Origin of the sequence: Paraburkholderia largidicola, from assembly GCF_013426895.1 — a bacterium.
Taxonomy (GTDB): domain Bacteria; phylum Pseudomonadota; class Gammaproteobacteria; order Burkholderiales; family Burkholderiaceae; genus Paraburkholderia; species Paraburkholderia largidicola.
Genome location: NZ_AP023175.1, coordinates 154,507 through 177,273 on the forward strand (window position 1 = coordinate 154,507; position 22,767 = coordinate 177,273).

16 protein-coding genes are annotated in these 22,767 nt (G+C 62.8%); 9 read left to right on the plus strand and 7 right to left on the minus strand.

Going from position 1 to position 22,767, the window contains the following annotated elements:
* Nucleotide 1: 1 nt before the first annotated feature.
* From PPGU16_RS17465 to betI, 4 genes are all read right to left on the minus strand, one after another.
* A complete protein-coding gene (locus tag PPGU16_RS17465) occupies nucleotides 2-1,417 on the minus strand; it encodes an MFS transporter (protein WP_180723880.1) in 1,416 nt (471 codons plus the stop codon).
* Between the two features lie 162 nt (nucleotides 1,418-1,579).
* Nucleotides 1,580-3,298 carry a choline dehydrogenase gene (gene betA, locus PPGU16_RS17470; protein WP_180723881.1) on the minus strand — a complete coding sequence of 573 codons (1,719 nt, stop codon included), beginning with the start codon at nucleotides 3,296-3,298 and terminating at the stop codon, nucleotides 1,580-1,582.
* 11 nt (nucleotides 3,299-3,309) lie between these two features.
* Complete coding sequence (gene betB / locus PPGU16_RS17475) at nucleotides 3,310-4,779, minus strand: betaine-aldehyde dehydrogenase (RefSeq protein ID WP_180723882.1); 1,470 nt, start codon at nucleotides 4,777-4,779, stop codon at nucleotides 3,310-3,312.
* 41 nt (nucleotides 4,780-4,820) lie between these two features.
* The gene (gene betI, locus PPGU16_RS17480) at nucleotides 4,821-5,411 is read right to left on the minus strand and encodes a transcriptional regulator BetI (RefSeq protein WP_180723883.1); all 591 of its coding nucleotides are present in this window, start codon (nucleotides 5,409-5,411) and stop codon (nucleotides 4,821-4,823) included.
* Nucleotides 5,412-5,608: 197 nt separating this feature from the next.
* Between betI and fdhA the strand changes: the two genes are divergently transcribed.
* Nucleotides 5,609-6,808 carry a formaldehyde dehydrogenase, glutathione-independent gene (gene fdhA, locus PPGU16_RS17485; protein ID WP_180723884.1) on the plus strand — a complete coding sequence of 400 codons (1,200 nt, stop codon included), beginning with the start codon at nucleotides 5,609-5,611 and terminating at the stop codon, nucleotides 6,806-6,808.
* 143 nt (nucleotides 6,809-6,951) lie between these two features.
* Here the strand turns inward: fdhA and PPGU16_RS17490 are convergent, their stop codons facing one another.
* From PPGU16_RS17490 to PPGU16_RS17500, 3 genes are all read right to left on the minus strand, one after another.
* The gene (locus PPGU16_RS17490; RefSeq protein ID WP_224032913.1) at nucleotides 6,952-7,446 is read right to left on the minus strand and encodes a hypothetical protein; all 495 of its coding nucleotides are present in this window, start codon (nucleotides 7,444-7,446) and stop codon (nucleotides 6,952-6,954) included.
* Nucleotides 7,447-7,567: 121 nt separating this feature from the next.
* Complete coding sequence (locus PPGU16_RS17495) at nucleotides 7,568-10,129, minus strand: adenosylcobalamin-dependent ribonucleoside-diphosphate reductase (RefSeq protein WP_180723886.1); 2,562 nt, start codon at nucleotides 10,127-10,129, stop codon at nucleotides 7,568-7,570.
* 871 nt (nucleotides 10,130-11,000) lie between these two features.
* The gene (locus PPGU16_RS17500) at nucleotides 11,001-12,020 is read right to left on the minus strand and encodes a GlxA family transcriptional regulator (protein ID WP_180723887.1); all 1,020 of its coding nucleotides are present in this window, start codon (nucleotides 12,018-12,020) and stop codon (nucleotides 11,001-11,003) included.
* Between the two features lie 514 nt (nucleotides 12,021-12,534).
* Between PPGU16_RS17500 and PPGU16_RS17505 the strand changes: the two genes are divergently transcribed.
* The 8 genes from PPGU16_RS17505 to PPGU16_RS17540 all read left to right on the plus strand — a co-directional run bounded on the left by PPGU16_RS17505 (nucleotide 12,535) and on the right by PPGU16_RS17540 (nucleotide 22,758).
* On the plus strand, nucleotides 12,535-13,809 hold the full coding sequence (locus tag PPGU16_RS17505) for a serine hydroxymethyltransferase (RefSeq protein ID WP_007744918.1): 1,275 nt from the start codon (nucleotides 12,535-12,537) through the stop codon (nucleotides 13,807-13,809).
* A gap of 42 nt (nucleotides 13,810-13,851) precedes the next feature.
* Nucleotides 13,852-14,823 (plus strand): dipeptidase, encoded by a 972-nt coding sequence (locus PPGU16_RS17510; protein ID WP_042314023.1) that lies wholly within the window; start codon nucleotides 13,852-13,854, stop codon nucleotides 14,821-14,823.
* Nucleotides 14,824-14,853: 30 nt separating this feature from the next.
* On the plus strand, nucleotides 14,854-15,399 hold the full coding sequence (locus PPGU16_RS17515; RefSeq protein WP_042314027.1) for a DUF5943 domain-containing protein: 546 nt from the start codon (nucleotides 14,854-14,856) through the stop codon (nucleotides 15,397-15,399).
* Between the two features lie 93 nt (nucleotides 15,400-15,492).
* On the plus strand, nucleotides 15,493-17,556 hold the full coding sequence (locus PPGU16_RS17520) for an NADH:flavin oxidoreductase (protein ID WP_180723888.1): 2,064 nt from the start codon (nucleotides 15,493-15,495) through the stop codon (nucleotides 17,554-17,556).
* Between the two features lie 2 nt (nucleotides 17,557-17,558).
* Nucleotides 17,559-19,478 (plus strand): (Fe-S)-binding protein, encoded by a 1,920-nt coding sequence (locus PPGU16_RS17525; RefSeq protein ID WP_180723889.1) that lies wholly within the window; start codon nucleotides 17,559-17,561, stop codon nucleotides 19,476-19,478.
* A 3-nt stretch (nucleotides 19,479-19,481) separates the two neighbouring features.
* Nucleotides 19,482-20,660 carry an electron transfer flavoprotein subunit alpha/FixB family protein gene (locus PPGU16_RS17530; protein ID WP_180723890.1) on the plus strand — a complete coding sequence of 393 codons (1,179 nt, stop codon included), beginning with the start codon at nucleotides 19,482-19,484 and terminating at the stop codon, nucleotides 20,658-20,660.
* Nucleotides 20,657-21,436 (plus strand): electron transfer flavoprotein subunit beta/FixA family protein, encoded by a 780-nt coding sequence (locus tag PPGU16_RS17535; RefSeq protein WP_180723891.1) that lies wholly within the window; start codon nucleotides 20,657-20,659, stop codon nucleotides 21,434-21,436. The genes PPGU16_RS17530 and PPGU16_RS17535 overlap by 4 nt, the downstream gene beginning before the upstream one ends.
* Nucleotides 21,437-21,477: 41 nt before the next feature.
* Complete coding sequence (locus PPGU16_RS17540; RefSeq protein WP_180723892.1) at nucleotides 21,478-22,758, plus strand: aromatic ring-hydroxylating oxygenase subunit alpha; 1,281 nt, start codon at nucleotides 21,478-21,480, stop codon at nucleotides 22,756-22,758.
* The last annotated feature ends 9 nt before the right edge of the window (nucleotides 22,759-22,767 follow it).

Genomic DNA, 22,767 nt, shown 5'->3' on the forward strand with positions numbered 1-22,767 from the left:
GTTAGCGTGCGTCGTCGGCTGTGACGCGCCAGCCAGGCGCTTCGTCATCGACGTGCGACACCAGCGTTTCGAGCGACAGACCTTTCGTTTCGATACCCATCACCCACACGGCCAACGCGGCCACGCCGAACGACAGCGCGCCGAGCGTGAACACACCGCCTTGTCCGAAGATGGGCAGCACCACACCGACCGCATACGGGCCGATCAGCGAGCCGACACGGCCTATCGCCGAGGCGAAGCCGGACCCCGTCGCCCGCGCGCCCGTGCCGTAGAGTTCCGGCGTGTACGTGTAGAGCACGGCCCACATGCCGAACAGGAAGAACTGCATCGCAAGGCCTGTGCAGATCAGCAATGTCACGCTGTCCGCGTGCAACGCGGTCTGGCCATACGCGTACGCCATCACGCCGCCGCCGACCAGCGATGCGATACACGTCGGCTTCCGCCCCCATCGTTCGACGAGCCACGCGGCGCACAGAAAGCCCGGCACGCCGCCCAGCGAAATGAGTACGGTGTAGAGCACCGACTTCGTGACGGCGAAGCCCGCCTGCTGCATCAACGCGCCGAGCCACGACGTCAGGCCGTAGAAGCCGAGCAGCGCGAAGAACCACAGCACCCATACCATGATCGTGCGCTGACGGTACGCCGCGCTCCAGATCTCGCGGAACGCACCGTGCTTCGAAGGCGCGGCCTGATCGGCGAGCATCGACGGCGCAGGCAGCGAACGCAGTCCTTTGGACTTCATCACCTTCGCTTCGATCTGGTCGAGCACGGCATCCGCGTGGGCAAGACGTCCGCGATGTTCGAGCCAGCGCGGCGATTCGGGCACGATGCGGCGCACGATCAGCACGAACACGGCGGGAATAGCGAGCAATGCGAACACGGTCCGCCAGCCGAAATGCGGCAGCACGAAGTACGACACGCAGCCCGCCGTGATGAAGCCGAGCGGCCAGAAGCCGTCCATCAGCGCGACAAGCCGTCCACGCGAAGCCGTCGGTACGAATTCGGACAATAGCGTTTGCGCGATCGGAAACTCCATGCCCATACCGATGCCGAGCAGCACGCGATAGACGATCAATGCATCGACGCTTTGCGCCGTCGAGCACAGATACGACGCGACGCCCCATAGCACCATGCTCCATTGAAAGACTGGGCGTCGCCCGAAGCGATCCGCGAACAGTCCCGCGACGGCCGCGCCGAGCACCATGCCGAAGAAGCTCGCGCTCGCGACGAGTCCCGCTGTTGCGCTCGACAAACCGAACTCGGTCTTGATCGAGCCAAGCACGAAAGTCATCGTGCCGAGATCGACGGAATCGAAGAAGAACGCGATCGCGATGATGATGAAGATGGTGCGGTGATAGCCGGAAAACGGCAGGCGTTCGAGACGCGCGGCGGCGCTGGGTCGTGCGGTGGTCGGCATGTCATCCTCGGGTGGAGGTTGGAAGAAGCCGGTGGTCCAGCGAAGCACGCTTGCTTCGAGGGCCGGCTCGTTCCAGTAGATGCCGCCATTAATCCGTCATATAGAACAGATTCGGCATTGGGATGGAATGTGTACGCCATTTGTAGTGACGCACATGTTCTCTCATTGCGTCTGCGCGGCCACGCTCCGTGCCGGTGCGCGCGCTACGTTCTTTGCGCCGCGTGCCGGTGCGCCGTTCGCCACATAGTAGGGCGCGCTGGAACGCGCGAGCGGCTCACGCCCGCGAATGCGATCCGCGATTTTCTCCGCGAGCATGATGGTCGGCGCATTCAGGTTGCCCGTCGTGATGCGCGGCATGATCGACGCATCGACGACGCGCAAACCTTCGAGACCGTGCACGCGTCCTTCGCCATCCACCACCGCCATGTCGTCGTAACCCATCGCACAGGAGCACGACGGATGGTATGCCGTCTCGGCACGCGCGCGGACGAACGCATCGATCTGTGCATCGGTCTGCAACTCGGCGCCCGGGCTCAGCTCGCGTCCACGGAAGCGATCGAGAGCAGGCTGCGCAATGATCTCGCGCGTGATACGGATCGCGTCGCGGAACTCGCGCCAGTCGAGCGCTTCGGCCATGTAGTTGAAGAGAATCGACGGATGCGCGTGCGGGTCGCGTGAACGCAGCTTGACGCGTCCACGGCTCGGCGAGCGCATCGAGCCGACGTGCGCCTGAAAGCCGTGCATCTTGATCGCGTTGGTGCCGTTGTAGTTGATCGCCACGGGCAGGAAGTGATACTGGATGTTCGGCCACGGATCGTCGTCGCGCGTGCGGATGAAGCCGCCTGCTTCGAAATGATTGCTCGCGCCGATGCCCGTGCCTTTCAGCATCCATTCGATGCCGATGGCGGGCTGATTGCGCAGCAGCAGTGCAGGGTAGAGCGATACGGGTTCCTTGCACTCGTACTGCATGTACATCTCGAGATGATCCTGCAGATTCTGGCCGACACCGGGCAGATCGAGCACGACGGGAATATCGAACTCGCGCAGCCATGCGCCGGGTCCGACGCCCGAGCGTTGCAGGATTTGCGGCGACGCAATCGCGCCGCTGCACAGCAGCACTTCACGGCGCGCATGCACGGTGATGCGCGCGTCGCCATCCAGATACACGACGCCTTGCGCGCGCTTGCCGCTAAAGAGAATGCGGTCGGTGGTCGCGTGCGTGACGATCGTGAGGTTGGGCCGCTGCTTCGCCTGATCCAGATAGCCGCGCGCGGTGCTCGCGCGGCGGCCGTTTGCCGTCACCGTGCGGTCCATCGGACCGAAGCCTTCCTGCTGATAGCCGTTGAGGTCGTCGGTGCGCGGGTAGCCCGCCTGCACGCCCGCTTCGATCATCGCTTCGAAGAGGGGATTCACGCCGGGTTTGCTCGTCGTCACGTGCACGGGGCCGTCGCCGCCGTGATAGTCGTTGGCGCCGATATCGCGCGTCTCGGCCTTGCGGAAGTACGGCAGGCAATCGCGATAAGCCCAGTTTTCAAGGCCTTTTCGTTCGGCCCAGCCGTCATAGTCGAGCGCGTTGCCGCGGATATAGCACATGCCGTTGATCAGCGACGAGCCGCCGAGGCCTTTGCCACGCCCGCATTCCATGCGCCGATTGTTCATGAACGGCTCGGGGTCCGTTTCATAGGCCCAGTTGTAGCGGCGTCCCTGCAACGGATACGCGAGCGCGGCAGGCATCTGCGTGCGAAAGTCGAAGCGGTAGTCGGGGCCGCCCGCTTCGAGCAGCAGCACGGTCACGTCGCGGTCTTCCGTCAGACGCGTCGCGAGCACGTTGCCCGCCGAACCCGCGCCGATGATGATGTAGTCGTACTCTTTCGCTGCCATGCTGCGCTCCCTCAAAACACGGGCTGATATTGGCCCAGTTCGACCTGGATGGACTTGATGCGCGTGTAATGCTCGAGTGTCGTGATGCCGTTCTCCCGGCCCACGCCCGATTGCTTGTAGCCACCCACGGGCATTTCGGCGGGCGACTCGCCCCATGTGTTGATCCAGCAGATCCCCGCTTCGAGCTGGTGAATCACGCGGTGCGCGCGCGACAGGTTCTCCGTCACGACGCCTGCCGCGAGACCGTAGATCGTGTCGTTCGCGCGCGCAATTACTTCGCCTTCATCGGCGAAGGACAGAATGCTCATCACAGGGCCGAAGATTTCTTCGCGCACGATCTTCATGTCGTCGCGGCAATTTGAGAACACGGTCGGCTGCACGTATTGGCCGTGCGCGTAATCGCCGTCGGTGATACGTGCGCCGCCCGTCACGAGCCGTGCGCCTTCGTGCTTTCCGCTTTCGATGTAGCCGAGCACCTTGTCCAGTTGCGCTGCGCTTGCGAGCGGTCCAAAGTTGGTCGACGGGTCCGACGGCTTGCCGATGCGAATGCGTTTCACGCGCTCGATCACGCGTGCTTCGAAGGCCGGTTGCACCGATTGATGCACGAACACGCGTGTGCCGTTCGTGCATACCTGGCCCGCGCTGAAGAAGTTCGCGGTGACGGCGATATCGGCGGCGCGGTCGAGATCCGCGTCGTCGAATACGATCAGCGGCGACTTGCCGCCGAGTTCCATCGTCACTTCCTTCAGCGACGAGCCGCCCGCCATCGACATGACTTTCTTGCCCGTCTCGACGCCGCCCGTGAACGAAATCTTCGCGATGCCCGGATGCGCGCTCAGCATCGCGCCGACGCGTCCGTCGCCCTGCACGACGTTGAACACGCCGGGCGGCACGCCCGCTTCGAGATAGATTTCTGCGAGCTTCGACGCGGACAGCGGCGTCACTTCGCTCGGCTTGAAGATCATCGCGTTGCCGGCAGCGAGCGCGGGCGCGGATTTCCAGCACGCGATCTGGATCGGATAGTTCCATGCGCCGATGCCGGCCGTCACGCCCAATGGCTCGCGCCGCGTATAGACGAACGACTCGGCGCGCAGCGGAATCTGCTGGCCTTCAATGGCCGTCGCGAGGCCCGCGTAGTACTCGATCACGTCGGCGCCTGTGACGATATCGACGGCGCGCGTTTCCGCAATCGGCTTGCCCGTGTCGCGCATTTCGAGTTCGGCGAGTGCATCGTTGCGCTCGCGCAGCAACTCGACGGCGCGGCGCAGGATGCGTGAACGCTGCATGGCCGTCATCGCGGCCCACGCGCGCTGGCCTTCGCGGGCCGATTGCACCGCGCGGTCGATATCGGCCTCGCTGGCTTGCTGGACGGTCGCGAGCAGTTCGCCGGTGGCGGGGTCGAAGCTGTCGAAGGTGACGCCGCTGGTGGCGTCGACATATTCGCCGCCGATGTAGAGACGTTGCAGGCCGTAGACGGACATCGGTTTTCTCCTTGAAATGCGGGTGTTCGTGGCGCGCTGCGTTATGAGCCGCTTTGCGCGAGCAGCAGGTCGATGTAGTCGTTCGCGAGGCGCAGCGCGGCTTTGGTATCGAAAGGATCGCCGGACAATGCGCCGCGCAGCCACAAGCCGTCGATCATCGCCGCAAGGCCGCTGGCGGCACGCCGCGCCGCCGCGCGCGGCAGTTCCCTGGCGAATTCCGCGCACAGGTTCGAATAGAGACGCCGCGTGTTCACGCGCTGCAGGCGGCGCAGGGCAGGCTCGTGCATGCTTTCGGACCAGAACGCGAGCCATGTCTTCATCACCGGGCCGCTGACCTGCGAGACATCGAAATTCGCGGCGACGATGGCGCGCAAACGCGCGCGCGCCTGCGGCTTCGCAGCGATGCGGCGGCGCGTCGTGGCCGCCCACAGGTCGCGCAGGATATGGCGCATGGTCGCTTCGAGCAGGCCGTCCTTGTCGCCGAAATAGTGGCTGACGATGCCCGTCGAAATGTTCGCGCGCTGCGCGACGGACGCGAGCGTCGTGCCCGACAGACCGGACTGGTCGATGGTGAGCAGCGTGGCGTCGATCAGTTGCGCGCGACGCACTTCGCGCATTCCGACTTTGGGCATAGGTAACTCGCGATGCTCCAGAAAGTCGTCACTCTAGTCGTTTTTTATTGAACGTTCAATCAACAAAAACCGCGCGAAGCCGCTTTGTCGGTTTGGGGAAAACACGTGTCGGGTTTTGAACACTGGCCGATGGGGCAAAGGGACTAACCTCGACTCAGCGCCTTTTTGCGCATTCAGACAAACATGGAGACGAGACGATGAGCAGCAATCGCGGTGTCGTGTATCTGGGCCAGGGCAAGGTCGAAGTGCAGTCGATCGATTACCCGAAGATGGTCGATCCGCGCGGACGCGCGATCGGTCATGGCGTGATCCTGAAAGTGGTGTCGACCAATATCTGCGGCTCCGACCAGCATATGGTGCGCGGCCGGACGACAGCTGAAATCGGCCTTGTTTTAGGGCACGAAATCACGGGCGAAGTGATCGAAGTGGGCCGCGACGTCGAGACGCTGAAGATCGGCGATCTGGTTTCCGTGCCGTTCAACGTCGCATGCGGCCGCTGTCAGACCTGCAAGGAACAGCATACGGGCGTGTGCCTGAACGTGAACCCGTCGCGCGCGGGCGGCGCTTATGGCTACGTGGACATGGGCGGCTGGATCGGCGGTCAGGCGGAATACGTGCTGGTGCCGTATGCGGACTTCAATCTGCTGAAGTTTCCCGACCGCGACCGCGCGATGGAAAAGATTCGCGACCTGACCTGTCTGTCCGACATTCTGCCGACTGGCTACCACGGCGCCGTGATGGCGGGCGTGAAGCCGGGATCGACGGTGTATATCGCGGGCGCGGGCCCTGTCGGCATGGCGGCCGCTGCGTCGGCGCGCTTGCTGGGTGCGGCCTGCACGATCGTCGGCGACATGAACGAAGAGCGGCTCGCGCATGCGCGAGCCGTGGGTTTCGAAACGGTCAATCTGTCGAAGGACGCGACGCTTGGCGAGCAGATCGCGCAGATTCTCGGCAAGCCGGAAGTGGATTGCGCGGTGGACTGCGTGGGCTTCGAGGCGCACGGCCACGGCAGCCACGGTTCGCGTGAAGAAGCGCCTGCCACGGTGCTCAATTCGCTGATGGACATCACGAAGGTCGCAGGCGCAATCGGCATTCCCGGTCTGTATGTCACCGACGATCCCGGTGCTACCGATGCAGCAGCGAGGAAAGGCAGCCTGTCGATTCGTTTCGGCCTCGGCTGGGCGAAGTCGCATTCGTTCCACACGGGGCAGACGCCCGTCATGAAGTACAACCGCAACCTGATGCAGGCGATTCTGTGGGACCGTCTGCCTATCGCGGATATCGTCAATGTGTCCGTTATTTCGCTGGACAACGCGCCCGATGGCTATCGACAGTTCGATGGCGGCGCACCGCGCAAGTTCGTGCTCGATCCGCATGGATTGCTGAAGGCTGCCTGATGCGAACTGGAGGGTTCGCATTTCGCAGGTAGAGCTGGTCGAAGTCTCCTCTGTCCCCTGTCGTGGACGATGCTGCGTGTCCTTTCGCGAGGAACGCAGCATTTTTTTATCCCTCGACGTGATGCAAGTGCGAGGGCCGGCCGTTAAAAGTCGTGCCGAATCGAGAAAGTCGCGCCTCTTTCATGCGCGTGATTGAGGTTCACAAGCGGATCGGCGCGGAAGCTCCAGTCGTCGCTGGCGGCCGTAGGTGGAGGGGCCTGCGAGTCGGAAGGAAGCCCGAAGCCATAGGGCAGGCCCGGCTGCTGGCCGGCCTGAACGCTGTCCAGCGGCGCGAGATAAGGGTTGCCCGGCGCGTGTCCGACGCGGAACCGCTGTTTGCCTGGCGCAATGCCGCCGTTGTCAGGCAGGCCATAAGCCGCATTCACCCATTGCATCGAACTCTTCATGACGTAGCGATGCACATGACGTTGTGGCGCATACGGCGACGCCGCAATGACGGGATATGAGTAAAACAGGATAAATGGGGAATGCCTTTCGGACGTCAAGTGGACGCGATCATTCGCGAATGAAGTGCCGCTCACCAGAATCAATAACGCACCGGCAATCCAGCGTGCTGGATTGCGGCGCGTCACGAACATGATCCAACCCAAGACGGAACTAATCACACTACCGGCCACCCTGGTTCATTAGAACCCTTATCGGTTAAGGCATCGATAATCCGTTTTAGTTCTTTTATATTGCAGGTAAAAATACGGGTAATTACCCGCACGCACCGATTTCCCCACACGCCGTGCAAAAATCGCAACCGTCCTTGCGAATCACAGCATTTGCGCCGCAATTGCCACATTTACGGCCATGCATCGTGCGCATTTCCTGAGCGCCGCGTTGTTCCTCCGCACTGTCTTCGACGATGGAAAGTGCGTGATCTGCTGTCGACGCATTGGGATTCGTGTGCCCGAGCGGCAGACGCGCGAGCAAACGCGACGGCACCTGATTGCCTTCCGCATCGAGAAAGCCGCGCCGGTGCAGTATCTGCTGAAGCGCATAAGCGAGCGCGGCGACTTCCGAATCGTGCCAGCGGGGCGAGTGGTGCCCGTCCATCCGCTGCACCTCGCCGAGCCTGACCTGGCCCCGGTCCCACGACACCTTGCGCAGATCCTGCAAATTGCGCGCGACAAAACCGCCGCGCGCGGCCAGCGACAGCGAGCGCATCGTCGCGGTGATCCACTGCTGCGACTCGTCGCGCTGACCGGCGGGAATGAAAAACTCGATGGGCCGTTCGATCGTCACCTCCTCGCCGCCGACGCGTCCCGTCACTTCGATGAACGACACCGCCAGATACAGCGACTTCTTCCCGGCAGCCGTCAGATATTCCACTTTCTCGATGATTGCGGGCAATTCCCCTCTTGGCCGATGATCGATTGCCACGCGCAGCGGGTCGAGATCGAATTCCGCGAGCGCATCGTCGCGCGTGGCGGCGGGCTCCGGCGTCACGCTGAGCACGGCGCCGAGCGTTTCGTTCGGCCGATACGTCGCAAGACCTTTCAGGCCGCCTTTCCACGCATCGAAATAAAGGCTTTCGAAAGCGTCGAACGGATAGTCGGCGGGCACGTTGACGGTCTTTGAAATGGACGTGTCGATATACGGTTGCACGGCCGCCATCATGTCCAGATGATCGCGCGCGGACATTTCGAGCGCGCTGACGAAATAGTCCGGCAGATGGCCGACATCGCCGCCAAGCTCACGATAAAGACGGTATGCATGATCTTCGACTGCGAACTGCTCGCGGCTGCCGTTCGCCATCACCTTCATGCGCGTGTAAGTCCACGAGAACGCCGGCTCGATACCGTTCGACGCGTTGTCCGCGAAAGCCAGACTGACCGTGCCCGTCGGCGCAATGGAGAGCAGATGGCTGTTGCGAATGCCGTGCGTGCGGATCGCGTCCTTGATGTCGTCGGGCAGGCGCGATGCGAACGTGCCTTCTTCCAGATATTGCTTCGCGTTGAAGAGCGTGAATGCGCCGCGCTCACGAGCGAGTTCGACGGATGCGCGATACGCTTCGTCGCGCATCAAACGCGCGATGCGCACCGCGAAATCGCGGCCTTCCTGCGAGTTGTAGCGCAGTCCCATCATCACGAGCGTGTCGCCAAGGCCCGTGAAGCCGACGCCGATGCGGCGCTTTGCGCGCGACTCGTCGTATTGCTGCGGGAGCGGCCAAAGGGTCACGTCGAGCACGTCGTCGAGAAAGCGCACGTGGGTGCGCGTGCGTTGTGCGAGCGCGTCCCAGTCGAACGACGGCGTGCCGCCATGTCGCTGCGCGAACGGATCGACCACGAACCGCGTCAGATTCAGCGGGCCGAGGTTGCAACAGCCGTAAGGCGGCAGCGGCTGTTCGCCGCATGGGTTGGTGGCGCGGATGGTTTCGACGGCGCGCAGGTTGTTGTCGTCGTTCATGCGCGAGATGAAGACGATACCTGGCTCCGCGATGTCGTAGGTGGAGCGCATGATGCGATCGAAGATTTCTTTTGCGCGCCGTTCGTTGTAGACCCACATGCCGTCTTCGCGCTTATGCATGTCGTTGGCCGCGCGCATGGCTGGTGTCGGCTCCGCGCGATGCACGAGTTGCCACATCTCGTCGTTTTCGACGGCGTGCATGAATTCGTCGGTGACGGCGACGGACACATTGAAGTTGTTCCAGCGGCCTTTCGAATGCTTGGCTTCGATGAATTCGAGCAGATCGGGGTGCGTGCAGTCGAGCACGGCCATTTGCGCGCCGCGGCGGGAGCCGGCGCTTTCGACGGTGCGGCAGGACGCGTCGAACACGTCGATATAGCTGCAGGGTCCTGACGCCGACGAACTGGTCGTTTTCACGCGCGCGCCGTGCGGGCGGATTGCCGAGAAGTTGTAGCCGACGCCGCCACCGCGGCGCATGGTTTCTGCGGCTTGCAGCAGCGCGACGTAGATGCCGGGCAATCCCTGTTCGTCGACGTCCTGAATACTGTCTCCGACCGGTTGCACGAAGCAGTTGATGAGCGTGGCGGCGATGCCGGAGCCGGCGGCGCTCATGATGCGGCCGGCGCCGAGTGCGCCATTCTGGAGGTTTTCGACGAAGCGCGCTTCTATTGCGGGGCGCAGGGGTTCGGGTTCGGCCATTGCAACGCCGCGCGCGACGCGGCGGTATACGTCGTCGGCGGTTTGCTCGTCGCCCTTGGCGTATTTTTCCTGCAGGACGTCGAGGGAGAATTGTTGCGGTGCGATGGGGGTTTTGCTGCCTTGCTTTGGTTGCTGCAGTTGCGTCGGGTCGTTGTCGGTGTCAGCCATGAGGAGCCTCAGAGGGCGGCGCTCCAGCATTTCGCGCGAAGGTGCGCAACGCGGCGTCGCGATGACGGTCACGATAGCGCAATGGGGATGGGTCCGTAAACTGTGCAGGGCGTAGGGTGGGGGGCCTTCGTGGCGCGGGCTTTGCCGGTCGGTGTTTTGAGCTATGCGCTGGCATCCGCGTTTTGCTTCTGGTTTGCTAGCGTTGCCCCTGTGCGGGGCGGCACCTACTTTTCTTTGCCGCCGCAAAGAAAAGTAGGCAAAAGAAAGCGGCTAACACCGCCAGCCCATGTTCCTATCCACGGGCCCCCAACGTCCCCACACTTCACGCGGCAACGTCCCTGTTTGCGCGCGTTGCCAGCGCTTTGAATGTGCTCATCACCCGCGTCAAACTCCCGTGCAACGGCCAGCGGCAGCGAATGGTCTATGCCGCCCAGGTGGCAAACTGTGTGTAGGTTGTCACGTCGTATAAGTTCGTGTTCTTACAGGGTGGGGCGCGTGCGCTATCGGTCCAAAGTGAGGCAGGTGGAGTAGCGGGGCCTACACACAGTTTGCCACCTGGGCGGCGGTGGAATATCTGGTGGGGGGGATGTAACTCGGGTGCGCGAAGCGGGTGAGGCGCGCGGCAAGAGCGCTGGCAACGAACGTGGGTCACGTGGTTGCCGTGTGAAGTGTAAGAACCTTTGGGGGCCCTCAGGCAGGGACAAGGATTGGCGGTGTGAGCCGCTTTCTTTTGCCTACTTTTCTTTGCGGCGGCAAAGAAAAGTAGGTGCCGCCCCGCACAGGGGCAACGCTAGCGAACCGATAACATCACGCGGATGCCAGCACAAACATCAAAGAAACCACCGAGCGTCGCAGACAAAACCCAAAACCTTTATGCATGCACAACAACCCCACCAATCGAATTACTAATCACAGCATGCGCAAGAGGCGCGACCTGCTTCCTTCGTTCCCGCGTAGGCGCGGTACCAAAAGCATCCCGATAGCTCTTACTGAAATGACAGGCGGACTGAAACCCGCAAGCCATCGTGATATGCATGATCGACATATCAGTCTGCAATAAAAGCTCACGCGCGCGGCGCAGCCGCAAAGTCAGATAGTAGTGAGTCGGCGTCATCCCGAGATGCTCACGGAACAGCCGCTGCAACTGCCGTTGCGACATATTCGCCAGCCTCGCGAGTTCCTCCCGCGAAAGCGGCTCCTCGATATTGTTCTCCATCAACGCAATGACTTCGAACAACGACTTGTTCGCCGACCCGAGCCGCGCCACTAATGGCATCCGCTGCTGCGCGCTATTGTCGCGCACATGCTCGACGATGAACTGCTCGGCAATCTGCGTCACACGCGGCGTGCCGACGCGCGCGGCGATCAGGTTCAGCATCATGTCGAGCGGCGCGACGCCGCCCGTGCAGGTCACGCGATCGCGATCGATCACAAAGAGTTCTTTCAGAAAACGCGTGTCGGGAAACTCTTCCTTGAGCGCCGACATGTTTTCCCAGTGAATCGCACACGCATAGCCCGCAAGTAATCCCGACTTGGCAAGTGCATACGTGCCCGTGCACAGACTACCCAGCGCGACGCCCGCGCGTGCAAACCGGCGCAGCGCCGACAGATGCTCGGGGGTGGTCTCGCGTTGCACATCGATGCCGCCGCATACGAACACGATGTCCGGCGTGCCCACGCAGTCGGCCGGACCCGTATCGACGGACAGGCCGTTGCTCGCCGTGACCGACCCGCCGTCCGGGCTGATGATCGACCAGCGGTAGAGCGTCTGCCCGCTCAGGTAGTTGGCCATGCGCAGCACCTCGATCGCATTCGTGAACGCGATCATCGTGAAGTTGGGCAGCGGCATGAACGCGAAGTGCGACAACGACGCGGTTCGATCGGGCGACATGGTTCGGGCGTTCCTTCAGCTCGATGTTCTGTTACGGCCGAGTGGGGAAACGGCCTTTCTTATTCTGCGAGTGAGCGCAACAAGCATGCCATACGGCTAAACCCTGGCTGGATAACCTCCATGCGGCAGTGCATTCGCGCGATCGCACCGGCGCTGTGCAATGCCCGCACTGTCTGCGAGCCTGTCGCGCTCCCAAGCGGTGCTCTTTTCACGAACCGTCAGCAGTCGTGCGCTGCGGCGCACCATGGCAAAAGCACATCAATTTACTGCATTGACACTGCCGATAAGCACGACCGGTCGCTTCCCGCCACTTGTCCAAAACGGACTTGCATGGCGGAAAAGGCAAAGAACGCGTCTGAATTCATAAATTGACCGGGCAGGCGAAAGACAAGAATAGAGTCGTCGGTGGAGGTGGTGCAAAGCCAGTCCAGTCAAGGGATAGCGCGGAATCGGACAGTTGGCCTCGCACTCGCTTTTCGCTTTTCAGCTATCAACGGTCAACTGAACGGAAGCCATGTCGAACGCCAACCCATTCTTCTCGCAGTCACTCGCCGAGCGCGATGCAGCCGTACGCAAGTCGGTGCTCAAGGAACTCGAGCGCCAGCAGTCGCAGGTCGAGCTGATCGCATCGGAAAACATCGTCTCGCGCGCTGTGCTCGAAGCACAAGGCTCGGTGCTGACGAACAAGTACGCGGAAGGCTATCCCGGCAAGCGCTACTACGGCGGCTGTGAGTTCGTCGATGAAGTGGAAGCGCTCGCTATCGAACGGATCAAGAAACTCTTCAACGCGGGCTTTGCGAACGTCCAGCCGCACTCGGGCGCGCAGGCCAACGGCGCCGTGATGCTCGCGCTCGCCAAGCCGGGCGACACGATTCTCGGCATGTCGCTCGATGCAGGCGGTCACCTGACGCACGGCGCGAAGCCCGCGCTGTCCGGCAAGTGGTTCAACGCGGTTCAGTACGGCGTGGATCGCGAGACCCTGCGCATCGACTACGACCAGGTCGAAAAACTTGCGCACGAGCACAAGCCGTCGATGATCATCGCGGGCTTCTCCGCGTATCCGCGCGTGCTGGATTTCGCGCGCTTCCGCGCGATCGCCGATAGCGTCGGCGCGAAGCTGATGGTCGACATGGCGCACATCGCAGGCGTGATCGCGGCGGGCCGTCATCCGAATCCGATCGAACATGCCCACGTCGTCACGTCGACCACGCACAAGACGCTGCGCGGTCCGCGCGGCGGCTTCGTGCTGACCAATGACGAAGACATCGCCAAGAAGATCAACTCGGCCGTGTTCCCCGGTCTGCAAGGCGGTCCGTTGATGCATGTGATCGCGGGCAAGGCCGTCGCATTCGGCGAAGCACTCGAAGACAACTTCAAGACCTATATCGACAACGTGCTGGCCAACGCCCAGGCGCTCGGCGAAGTATTGAAGGAAGGCGGCGTCGATCTCGTGACGGGCGGCACCGACAACCATCTGCTGCTCGTCGATCTGCGCCCGAAGGGTTTGAAGGGCACGCAGGTCGAACAGGCGCTCGAACGTGCGGGCATCACGTGCAACAAGAACGGCATTCCGTTCGATACGGAAAAGCCGACGGTCACCTCGGGTATTCGCCTCGGCACACCGGCGGGCACGACGCGCGGCTTCGGCGTCGCGGAGTTCCGCGATATCGGCCGCCTGATTCTCGAAGTGTTCGACGCGCTGCGCACGCATCCCGATGGCGATGCGGCAACGGAACAGCGTGTGCGCCGCGAGATCTTCGCGCTGTGCGAACGCTTCCCGATCTACTAAGCCGACCTTCTATACGAAAGCCCCACAGCTACGGAGTCAAAGATGAGCAACCTGCACGACAGCAGCATCATTATCGACGGCCTGAACATTTCGAAGTTCGACCGCTCGGTGTTCGAGGACATGAGAAAGGGCGGCGTCACCGCGGTCAACTGCACGGTCTCGGTTTGGGAAGACTTCCAGAAGACCATCGACAACATCGCGGAAATGAAGCAGCAGATCCGCGAGTACAGCGAGATTCTCACGCTGGTGCGCACGACGGACGACATTCTGCGCGCGAAGAAAGAGAACAAGACGGGCATCATCTTCGGCTTCCAGAACTCGTACGCGTTCGAGGACAACCTCGGCTACATCGAAGTCTTCAAGGAACTCGGCGTGAACGTGGTGCAGCTTTGCTACAACACGCAGAACCTGGTCGGCACCGGTTGCTATGAGCCGGACGGCGGTCTCTCGGGTTATGGCCGCGAAGTCATTCAGGAAATGAACCGCGTCGGCATCATGGTCGATCTGTCGCACGTCGGCGGAAAGACCTCGTCCGATGCGATCGCCTGCTCGAAGAAGCCCGTTACGTATTCGCACTGCTGCCCGTCGGGTCTCAAGGAGCATCCGCGCAACAAGAGCGACGAGCAACTGAAAGAGATCGCCGACGCGAACGGCTTCGTCGGCGTGACGATGTTTGCACCGTTCCTCAAGCGCGGCCCGGATGCGACCGTCGAGGACTACCTCGAAGCGATCGACTACGTGATCAACGTGATCGGCGAAGACAAAGTAGGCATCGGCACCGACTTCACGCAAGGCTACTCGACCGAGTTCTTCGACTGGATCACGCACGACAAGGGCCGCTATCGCCGTCTGACGAACTTCGGCAAGGTCGTGAATCCCGAAGGCATCCGTACGATCGGTGAGTTCCCGAACCTGACGGCTGCGATGGAAAAAGCTGGCTGGAGCGAGTCGCGCATCAAGAAAGTGATGGGCGAGAACTGGCTGCGCGTGTTCGGCGAAGTCTGGAACGTCTAAGCGAAAACCTGAGAGAGAAGGAAACCTGCAATGCAACCGCAACTGCCCATCGACGTCGATCCGAACACGGGTGTCTGGACCACCGACGCGCTGCCGATGCTCTACGTGCCGCGTCACTTCTTCACGAACAATCACGCTGCCGTCGAAGAAGCGCTCGGCGTCGAAGCGTATGCCGAGATTCTCTACAAGGCCGGCTACAAGTCCGCGTATTACTGGTGCGACAAGGAAGCGAAGCAGCACGGCATCAGCGGCATGGCCGTGTTCGAGCATTACCTGAACCGTCTGTCGCAACGCGGCTGGGGTCTGTTCAAGATCATCGAAGCCGACCCGGCGACGGCGCACGCGAAGATCGAACTGCGCTATTCGTCGTTCGTGCTGCAGCAGCCTGAGAAGAGCGGCAAGCTCTGCTACATGTTCGCTGGCTGGTTCGCAGGCGCGATGGACTGGGTCAACGACACGACGGAAGGCGGCAAGAAGGCGCCGCGCAGTCAGTCGAAGGAAGCGCAGTGCGCGGGCGAGCATCACGACCACAAGCACGACCACTGCGTATTCGAAGTATCCCCGCTTGCTGCATGACAGAAGTACAGACACGCAGCGGCGCTTTTGAACACAGCGCCGCTGCGTGACTGAAACAACAGACTGAATCGAACCCGCCCGAGGTCGCCCGCAATGCGTTACCCCAATCTGTTCAAGCCCTTGACGCTCAATCAGCTGACGCTGCGCAACCGCATTGTCAGCACCGCGCATGCCGAGGTGTATGCCGAACCAGGCGGACTGCCCGGCGATCGCTATATCCGCTATTACGAGGAAAAGGCCAAGGGCGGTGTGGGCCTGGCCGTGTGCGGCGGGTCGAGCCCGGTGTCGATCGACAGTCCGCAGGGCTGGTGGAAGTCCGTCAATCTGTCGACGGACAAGATCATCGATCCTCTCTCGCGTCTCGCCGAAGCGATGCATCGCCACGGCGCGAAGATCATGATTCAGGCGACGCACATGGGCCGCCGCTCGGCGTTTCATGGCGAGCACTGGCCGCATCTGATGACGCCTTCCGGCGTGCGCGAGCCCGTGCACCGCGGCAACGCGAAGATCATCGAGGTGGAAGAAATCCGCCGCATCATCAGCGACTTCGCCGCGGCTGCGAAGCGCGTGAAAGACGCGGGCATGGACGGCATCGAAATTTCGGCCGCGCACCAGCATCTGATCGATCAGTTCTGGAGCCCGCGCACGAACTTCCGTACCGACGAATGGGGCGGCTCGCTCGAAAACCGTCTGCGCTTCGGCGTCGAAGTATTGCAGGCGGTGCGCGAAGCAGTCGGCAAGGACTTCTGCGTCGGCCTGCGCATGTGCGGCGACGAGTTCCATGAAGATGGCCTCGATCACGAGCAACTGAAAGAAATCGCGCAGGCGATGGCGGAAAAAGGGCTGATCGATTACATCGGCGTGATCGGTTCCGGCGCGGACACGCACAACACGCTCGCCAACTGCATGCCGCCGATGGCGCTGCCGCCCGAGCCGTTCGTGCATCTCGCAGCGGGCATCAAGTCGGTGGTCAAGCTCCCCGTGATGCACGCGCAAAGCATCCGCGATGCTGGACAAGCGGAGCGTCTGCTCGCGAACGGCATGGTCGACCTGGTCGGCATGACGCGCGCGCAGATCGCCGATCCGCATATGGTCATCAAGATTCGCGATGGCCGCGAAGACGAGATCAAGCAGTGCGTCGGCGCGAACTACTGTATCGACCGCCAGTACAACGGCCTCGATGTGCTGTGCGTGCAGAACGCGGCGACCTCGCGTGAAGCGACGATGCCGCATGTGATCGAAAAAACGCGCGGACCGCGCCGCAAGGTGGTCGTGGTCGGCGCAGGTCCGGCGGGTCTGGAGGCGGCGCGCGTTGCGCGTTCGCGCGGTCACGACGTCGTGCTGTTCGAAAAGAGCGATGCTGTCGGTGGCCAGATCATGCTGGCCGCGAAAGCGCCGCAACGCGAGCAGATGGCGGGCATCGTGCGCTGGTTCGACATGGAAACGAAGCGTCTCGGCGTCGATCGGCGTCTGGGCGTCGAAGCCGACGAGAAGATGATTCTCGCCGAGAAGCCCGACATCATCGTGCTCGCCACGGGCGGCACGAGCTTCACGCAGCAAGTGCCTGCATGGGGCGTCGAAGAAGGTCTCGCCGTGAGTTCGTGGGACATTCTGTCGGGCAAGGTCGAGCCGAAGCAGAACGTGCTCGTCTATGACGGCGTGAGCACGCATGCAGGCGCGGGCGTGGCCGACTTCATTTCGAGCCGCGGCTCGAAGGTCGAGATCGTCACGCCGGACGTGAAAGTGGCCGACGATGTCGGCGGCACCACGTTCCCGATTTTCTATCGACGTCTGTACGCGCAAGGTGTGATCCACACGCCGAACTACTGGCTCGACCGTGTATACGAGGAAGACGGCAGGAAGATTGCCGTGATCCGCAACGAGTACACGGAAGAGCAGGAAGAGCGCGCCGTCGATCAGGTCATCATCGAAAACGGCAGCACGCCGAACGACGCGTTGTACTGGAAGCTCAAGCCCGAGTCGGTGAATCGCGGGCAGGTGGACGTGCACAAGCTCTTTGCAGCGGAACCGCAGCCGTCGCTTTCGGAAGAACTCGGCAACGGACGCTTCCTGCTGTTCCGTGTCGGCGACTGCATCTCGATGCATAACATCCACGGCGCGATCTACGACGCGCTGCGTCTCTGCAAGGACTTCTGACGATGAGCCCGGCGTTTCTCATCACCGCGTTGTTGTGGGTCTCGGTCGCCGGCCTTGCGTTCGCGGTCGCAAAACGGGCGGCTTACTGGCGTCTCGGACGGGCAACGGCAGCCGGTGCATTCGGCTGGACCAATCTGCTGACCATCCCGAAGCGCTACTTCGTCGATCTGCATCACGTCGTCGCGCGCGATCCGTACATCGCGAAGACCCACGTTGCGACGGCGGGCGGCGCCATCGCCGCGTTCGCGCTCGTCTTCATCAACTACGGTCTCGCGATCTATTCGCCGTGGCTCGACCGGCTGATCTTTCTGGCTGCGCTGATCATGCTGGTGGGCGCCGTGTTCGTATGGCGCCGGCGTCACGCGAAGGATGTGCCCGCACGTCTGTCGCGCGGTCCGTGGAATACGCTGCCCTGGCTGCTCGGCTCGTTCTCGCTCGGTCTGCTGCTGTACACGCTGTTGCCGGCGTCGGCGATGTCGGGTGGTCTCGCGATCATCTTCGCGCTGCTGATTGCGGCAGGCGCATTCGCGATGACGTTCGGCGCGGCGCGCGGCGGTCCGATGAAGCATGCGCTGGCCGGCCTCCTGCACCTTGCGTTTCATCCGCGTCAGGAGCGCTTTGCGGCGCAAGGCGACGTGCGTCGTGAAGCGGCTGTTCCGCCGACCGCGCTCAAAGCACCCGCGCTCGAACAGAACGAATACGGCGTCGGCAAGCCGGTCGAGTTTCGCTGGAACCAGTTGCTGAGCTTCGATGCATGCGTGCAATGCGGCAAGTGCGAAGCGGCATGTCCCGCGTTTGCGGCAGGCCAGCCGCTCAATCCGAAGAAGCTGATTCAGGACCTCGTGACGGGCATGGTCGGCGGCACGGATGCGGCCTATGCGGGCAGCCCGACGCCCGGCATCCAGGTCGGCCAGCATGGCGGCGAGCCGCAGCGTCCCATCATTTCGAGCCTGATCGAAGCCGACACGGTGTGGTCGTGCACGACCTGCCGTGCCTGCGTGCACGAATGCCCGATGCTGATCGAGCACGTGGACGCGATCGTCGACATGCGCCGCAACCAGACACTCGTGCACGGCACGGTACCGGGCAAGGGCCCCGAAGTGCTCGCCAATCTGCGCGAAACGGGCACGATGGGCGGCTATGACAAGGCGGCGCGCTACGACTGGTCGGTCGATCTCAGCTCGCCTGTCGCGCAGCCGGGCAAGGCGATCGATGTGCTGCTCGTCGCCGGCGAAGGCGCGTTCGACATGCGCTATCAGCGCACGCTGCGCTCGCTCGTCAAGGTGCTGAACAAGGCGGGCGTCAACTACGCGGTGCTGGGCGGCGAAGAAACGGATACGGGCGATGTCGCGCGCCGTCTCGGTGACGAAGCCACGTTCCAGCGCATGGCGAAACAGATGATGGGCACGTTGGCGACGCTCGATTTCAAGCGCATCGTCACCGCCGATCCGCACGTGATGCACAGCCTGCGCAATGAGTATCGCGCGCTCGGCGGCCGCTATGAAGTGCTGCATCACACGACGTTCCTCGCGGAACTCGTCGCGAGCGGCAAGGTGTCGCCGAAAGCGGTTGCTGCGCTCAACGACAAGACGATCACGTATCACGATCCCTGCTATCTGGGCCGCTACAACGGCGAAACGGAAGCCCCGCGCCAGTTGCTGAAGACGATCGGCATCAAGGTCGTCGAGATGGAACGGCATGGCAAGCGCGGCCGTTGCTGCGGCGGTGGCGGCGGTGCGCCGCTGACGGATATCCCCGGCAAGCAGCGCATTCCCGATATCCGCATCGCCGATGCGCGTTCGATCGGCGCGGACGTGGTCGCGGTAGGTTGCCCGAACTGCACGGCGATGCTCGAAGGCGTGGTCGGTCCGCGTCCCGAGGTGCTCGATGTGGCTGAACTCGTTGCTGCGGCGCTGGAGTGAACGATGAATACGACAATCAAACGTATCGATCCGCGCCGGCCCTTCGTCATCACGGCGGCAGGACTGAAACGCATCACGCTGGGCGCGGAGCATGTCGCGGGCGCATCGAATGATCACGCGCTGCATGCGGGCGCGCATGGCCATGCCGCAATCAAGACGCTGCGCACGACGCAGGCGCCGCAACACACGCTGCTCGTCGTTGCGCACAGCGACCGCGGCGGTCTCGACGATCATGCGCGTCAGGCACTGGCCGCCGCCGCACTGATCGCGGACGCGGCGACGCAAGTCGCGTTGCTGGTGCTCGGAGAACTGAAAGACGACGCCGCCGCGCTCGGTGCGGACAAGGTGATCGAGTTGCCGTCGTTCGATCGCCGCACGTTTGCGCCCGAAAGCGAAGTGCAAGCCGTCGCGGCGTGCGTCGCGCAACTCGCGCCCGCGCACATTTTCATGCCCGACAACGCAACGGGCGACGGCGATCTTGGCCGGCGTTACGCGGCACTCGCGGGCGCAAGCGTCGCGACGCATGTGGTGCAGATCGATTCGAAGCAGGTGTCGACGTATGCGCAAGCAAAGAAGGCCTACGCGACGCGCACGCTGCCCGACGTGATTCTGCTTGCGGCAGGCGCAGTCGATACGCGGCTGCCATTTATCGGCGCTGGCGAGCGGCTTGAACTCACGGCGTTCGCACAAACGAAGGAGACGTCGAGCGGCGCATACCGTGATCTGGGCATCGAGGAAATCGACGCCGCGCAGGTCGCGCTGGAAGAGGCGGACTTCATCGTGTCGGCGGGCAACGGCGTAACGGATGTCGCCGCGTTCGAGAAGCTCGCCAGCACGTTCGGCGCGGCAATCGGCGCGAGCCGTGTCGCCGTCGACAACGGCATGTTCACGCGCGACAAGCAGATCGGCGCGACGGGCAAGACCGTCGAGGCGAGCGTCTATATCGCGTTCGGCATTTCGGGCGCGGTGCAGCACTTGCAGGGCATCAAGGATTGCCGCCACGTGATCGCGGTGAATCTGGACGGCAGCGCACCCATCGTCAAGCGCGCGAACCTGACGATCATCGGCGATACGCAGGCGACCATCGCGTCGCTGATCGACGAGATCGACCGGGCGCGTTCGGGTCGTGGCGCGGCTGCCGCGCCTGTTGTAAAGCAGATCGTCGAAGGAGTCGCCGCATGAACGGCAAGCTCGAAAAAATCGCGGTGCTCGTGTCGGTCGGCAAGCATCCTGTCAGCGGCGTCGCGCGCTATAGCCGCAATGATGCCGCCGCGCTGGAAATCGGCCGTCAACTGTCGAGCCAGCACGCCGCGCGACTCGACGTGCTGCATGCGGGCGATCCGGGTAATCCCGCACTCGAAGAGTATCTGGCGCTCGGCGCCGAGCGGGTCGAAGTGCTGACCTGCGCGGACAACGGCGATGCCGTCAGCCTGCTCGCGGCCCGGCTCAAAGGCTATGACCTCGTGCTGACGGGCACCTGTGCCGAAGGCGCGTTCGACAGCGGCATGCTGCCTTACCGGCTCGCGGACGCGCTGCAAGTCCCGCTCGTCGGCACGGCCGTCGAGGTGTCGATTGCAGGCGGGCGCGCGACGGTGCGGCAATTCTTGCCGAAGGGCGTGCGCCGCCGCGTCGAGGTCGCGCTGCCCGCCGTCGTCGCCGTGCATCCGCTCGCGACCGTGACGCCGCGCTATGCGTATGCGCGGCTGCGCGCCGGCGCGATCGCGCCGCAGCGCGTGGAGGCGGGCGCCGATGCGGAAGCAGCGCAATGGACGCTCGCGCCCGTCACGCGCAAGCCGGTCCGGCTGGCCGCCGCCGAGAAGCGCACGGGCCATGCCCGCATGCTGTCCGCGACCACCACGGAAAGCCGCGGCGGCAGCGTCGTAATTGAAGGGACTTCGGTCGAAAAAGCACAAGTGATACTCGATTATTTGCGCGAGCATCAACTCATCGAATACTGATTTTGCGCCGCACCCACACGGCCTCGGAACCCGGAGCACACATGAAAGTATCGGCAGACATTCGCGCGCTGGTGGACCGGCGCAAGAAGGGTTACAGCCTCGAAGCACCGTTTTATCTGAGCGAAGACGTTTTCGCGCTCGATATGGACGCGATTTTCCGTCAACACTGGATTCAGGTCGCCGTCGAGCCGGACGTTCCGGAGCCGGGCGATTACGTGACCGTCGAACTGGGCAACGATTCGATCCTGATCGTGCGCGACGACGATATGCAGGTGCGCGCATTCCACAATGTGTGCCGCCATCGCGGCGCACGCCTTTGCAACGAGGAGAAGGGCTCCGTCGGCAATATCGTGTGCCCGTATCACAGCTGGACGTACAACCTGTCGGGCGACCTGATGTTCGCCGAGCACATGGGCGAGAAGTTCGACCGCTGCAAGCACAGCCTGAAGAGCGTGCATGTCGAGAATCTCGCCGGGCTGATTTTCGTGTGCCTCGCGGAAAAGCCGCCCGTCGATTTCGCCGTGATGCGCGCCGCAATGGAGCCGTATCTGCTGCCGCACGATCTGCCGAACTGCAAGATTGCCGCGCAGATCGACATCATCGAGAAAGGCAACTGGAAGCTCACGATGGAGAACAACCGCGAGTGCTACCACTGCGTCGCGAACCATCCCGAGCTGACCATTTCGCTCTATGAATACGGCTTCGGCTATCAGCGTTCGCCGGCGAACGCGGAAGGCATGGATGCATTCGAGCGCACCTGCATCGAGCGCGCGAAGCAGTGGGAAGAGATGGACCTGCCTTCGGTCGAAATCGACCGGCTGTCGGATGTGACGGGTTTTCGCACGCAGCGTTTGCCGCTGGATCGCAGCGGCGAGTCGCAGACACTCGACGCGAAGGTCGCATCGAAGAAGTTGCTCGGCGAATTCGAGCAGGCCGACCTGGGCGGGCTGTCGTTCTGGACGCAGCCGAATTCGTGGCATCACTTCATGAGCGATCACATCGTGACGTTCTCGGTGATTCCGCTGTCGGCGGGCGAAACGCTGGTGCGCACGAAGTGGCTCGTCCACAAGGACGCGGTGGAAGGCGTTGATTACGACGTGGCCAATCTCACGGCCGTGTGGAACGCGACCAACGACCAGGACCGCGCGCTCGTCGAGTTTTCGCAGCGCGGCGCGTCGAGCAGCGCGTACGAGCCGGGTCCGTATTCGCCGTACACGGAAGGGCTGGTCGAGAAGTTCAGCGACTGGTATGTGCAGCGTTTGGCCGCGCATGTCGAGAGCCCGGTGGCGGAGCAACGCACGATCAACATCAAGGCCGTTTAAGGCCGGCTG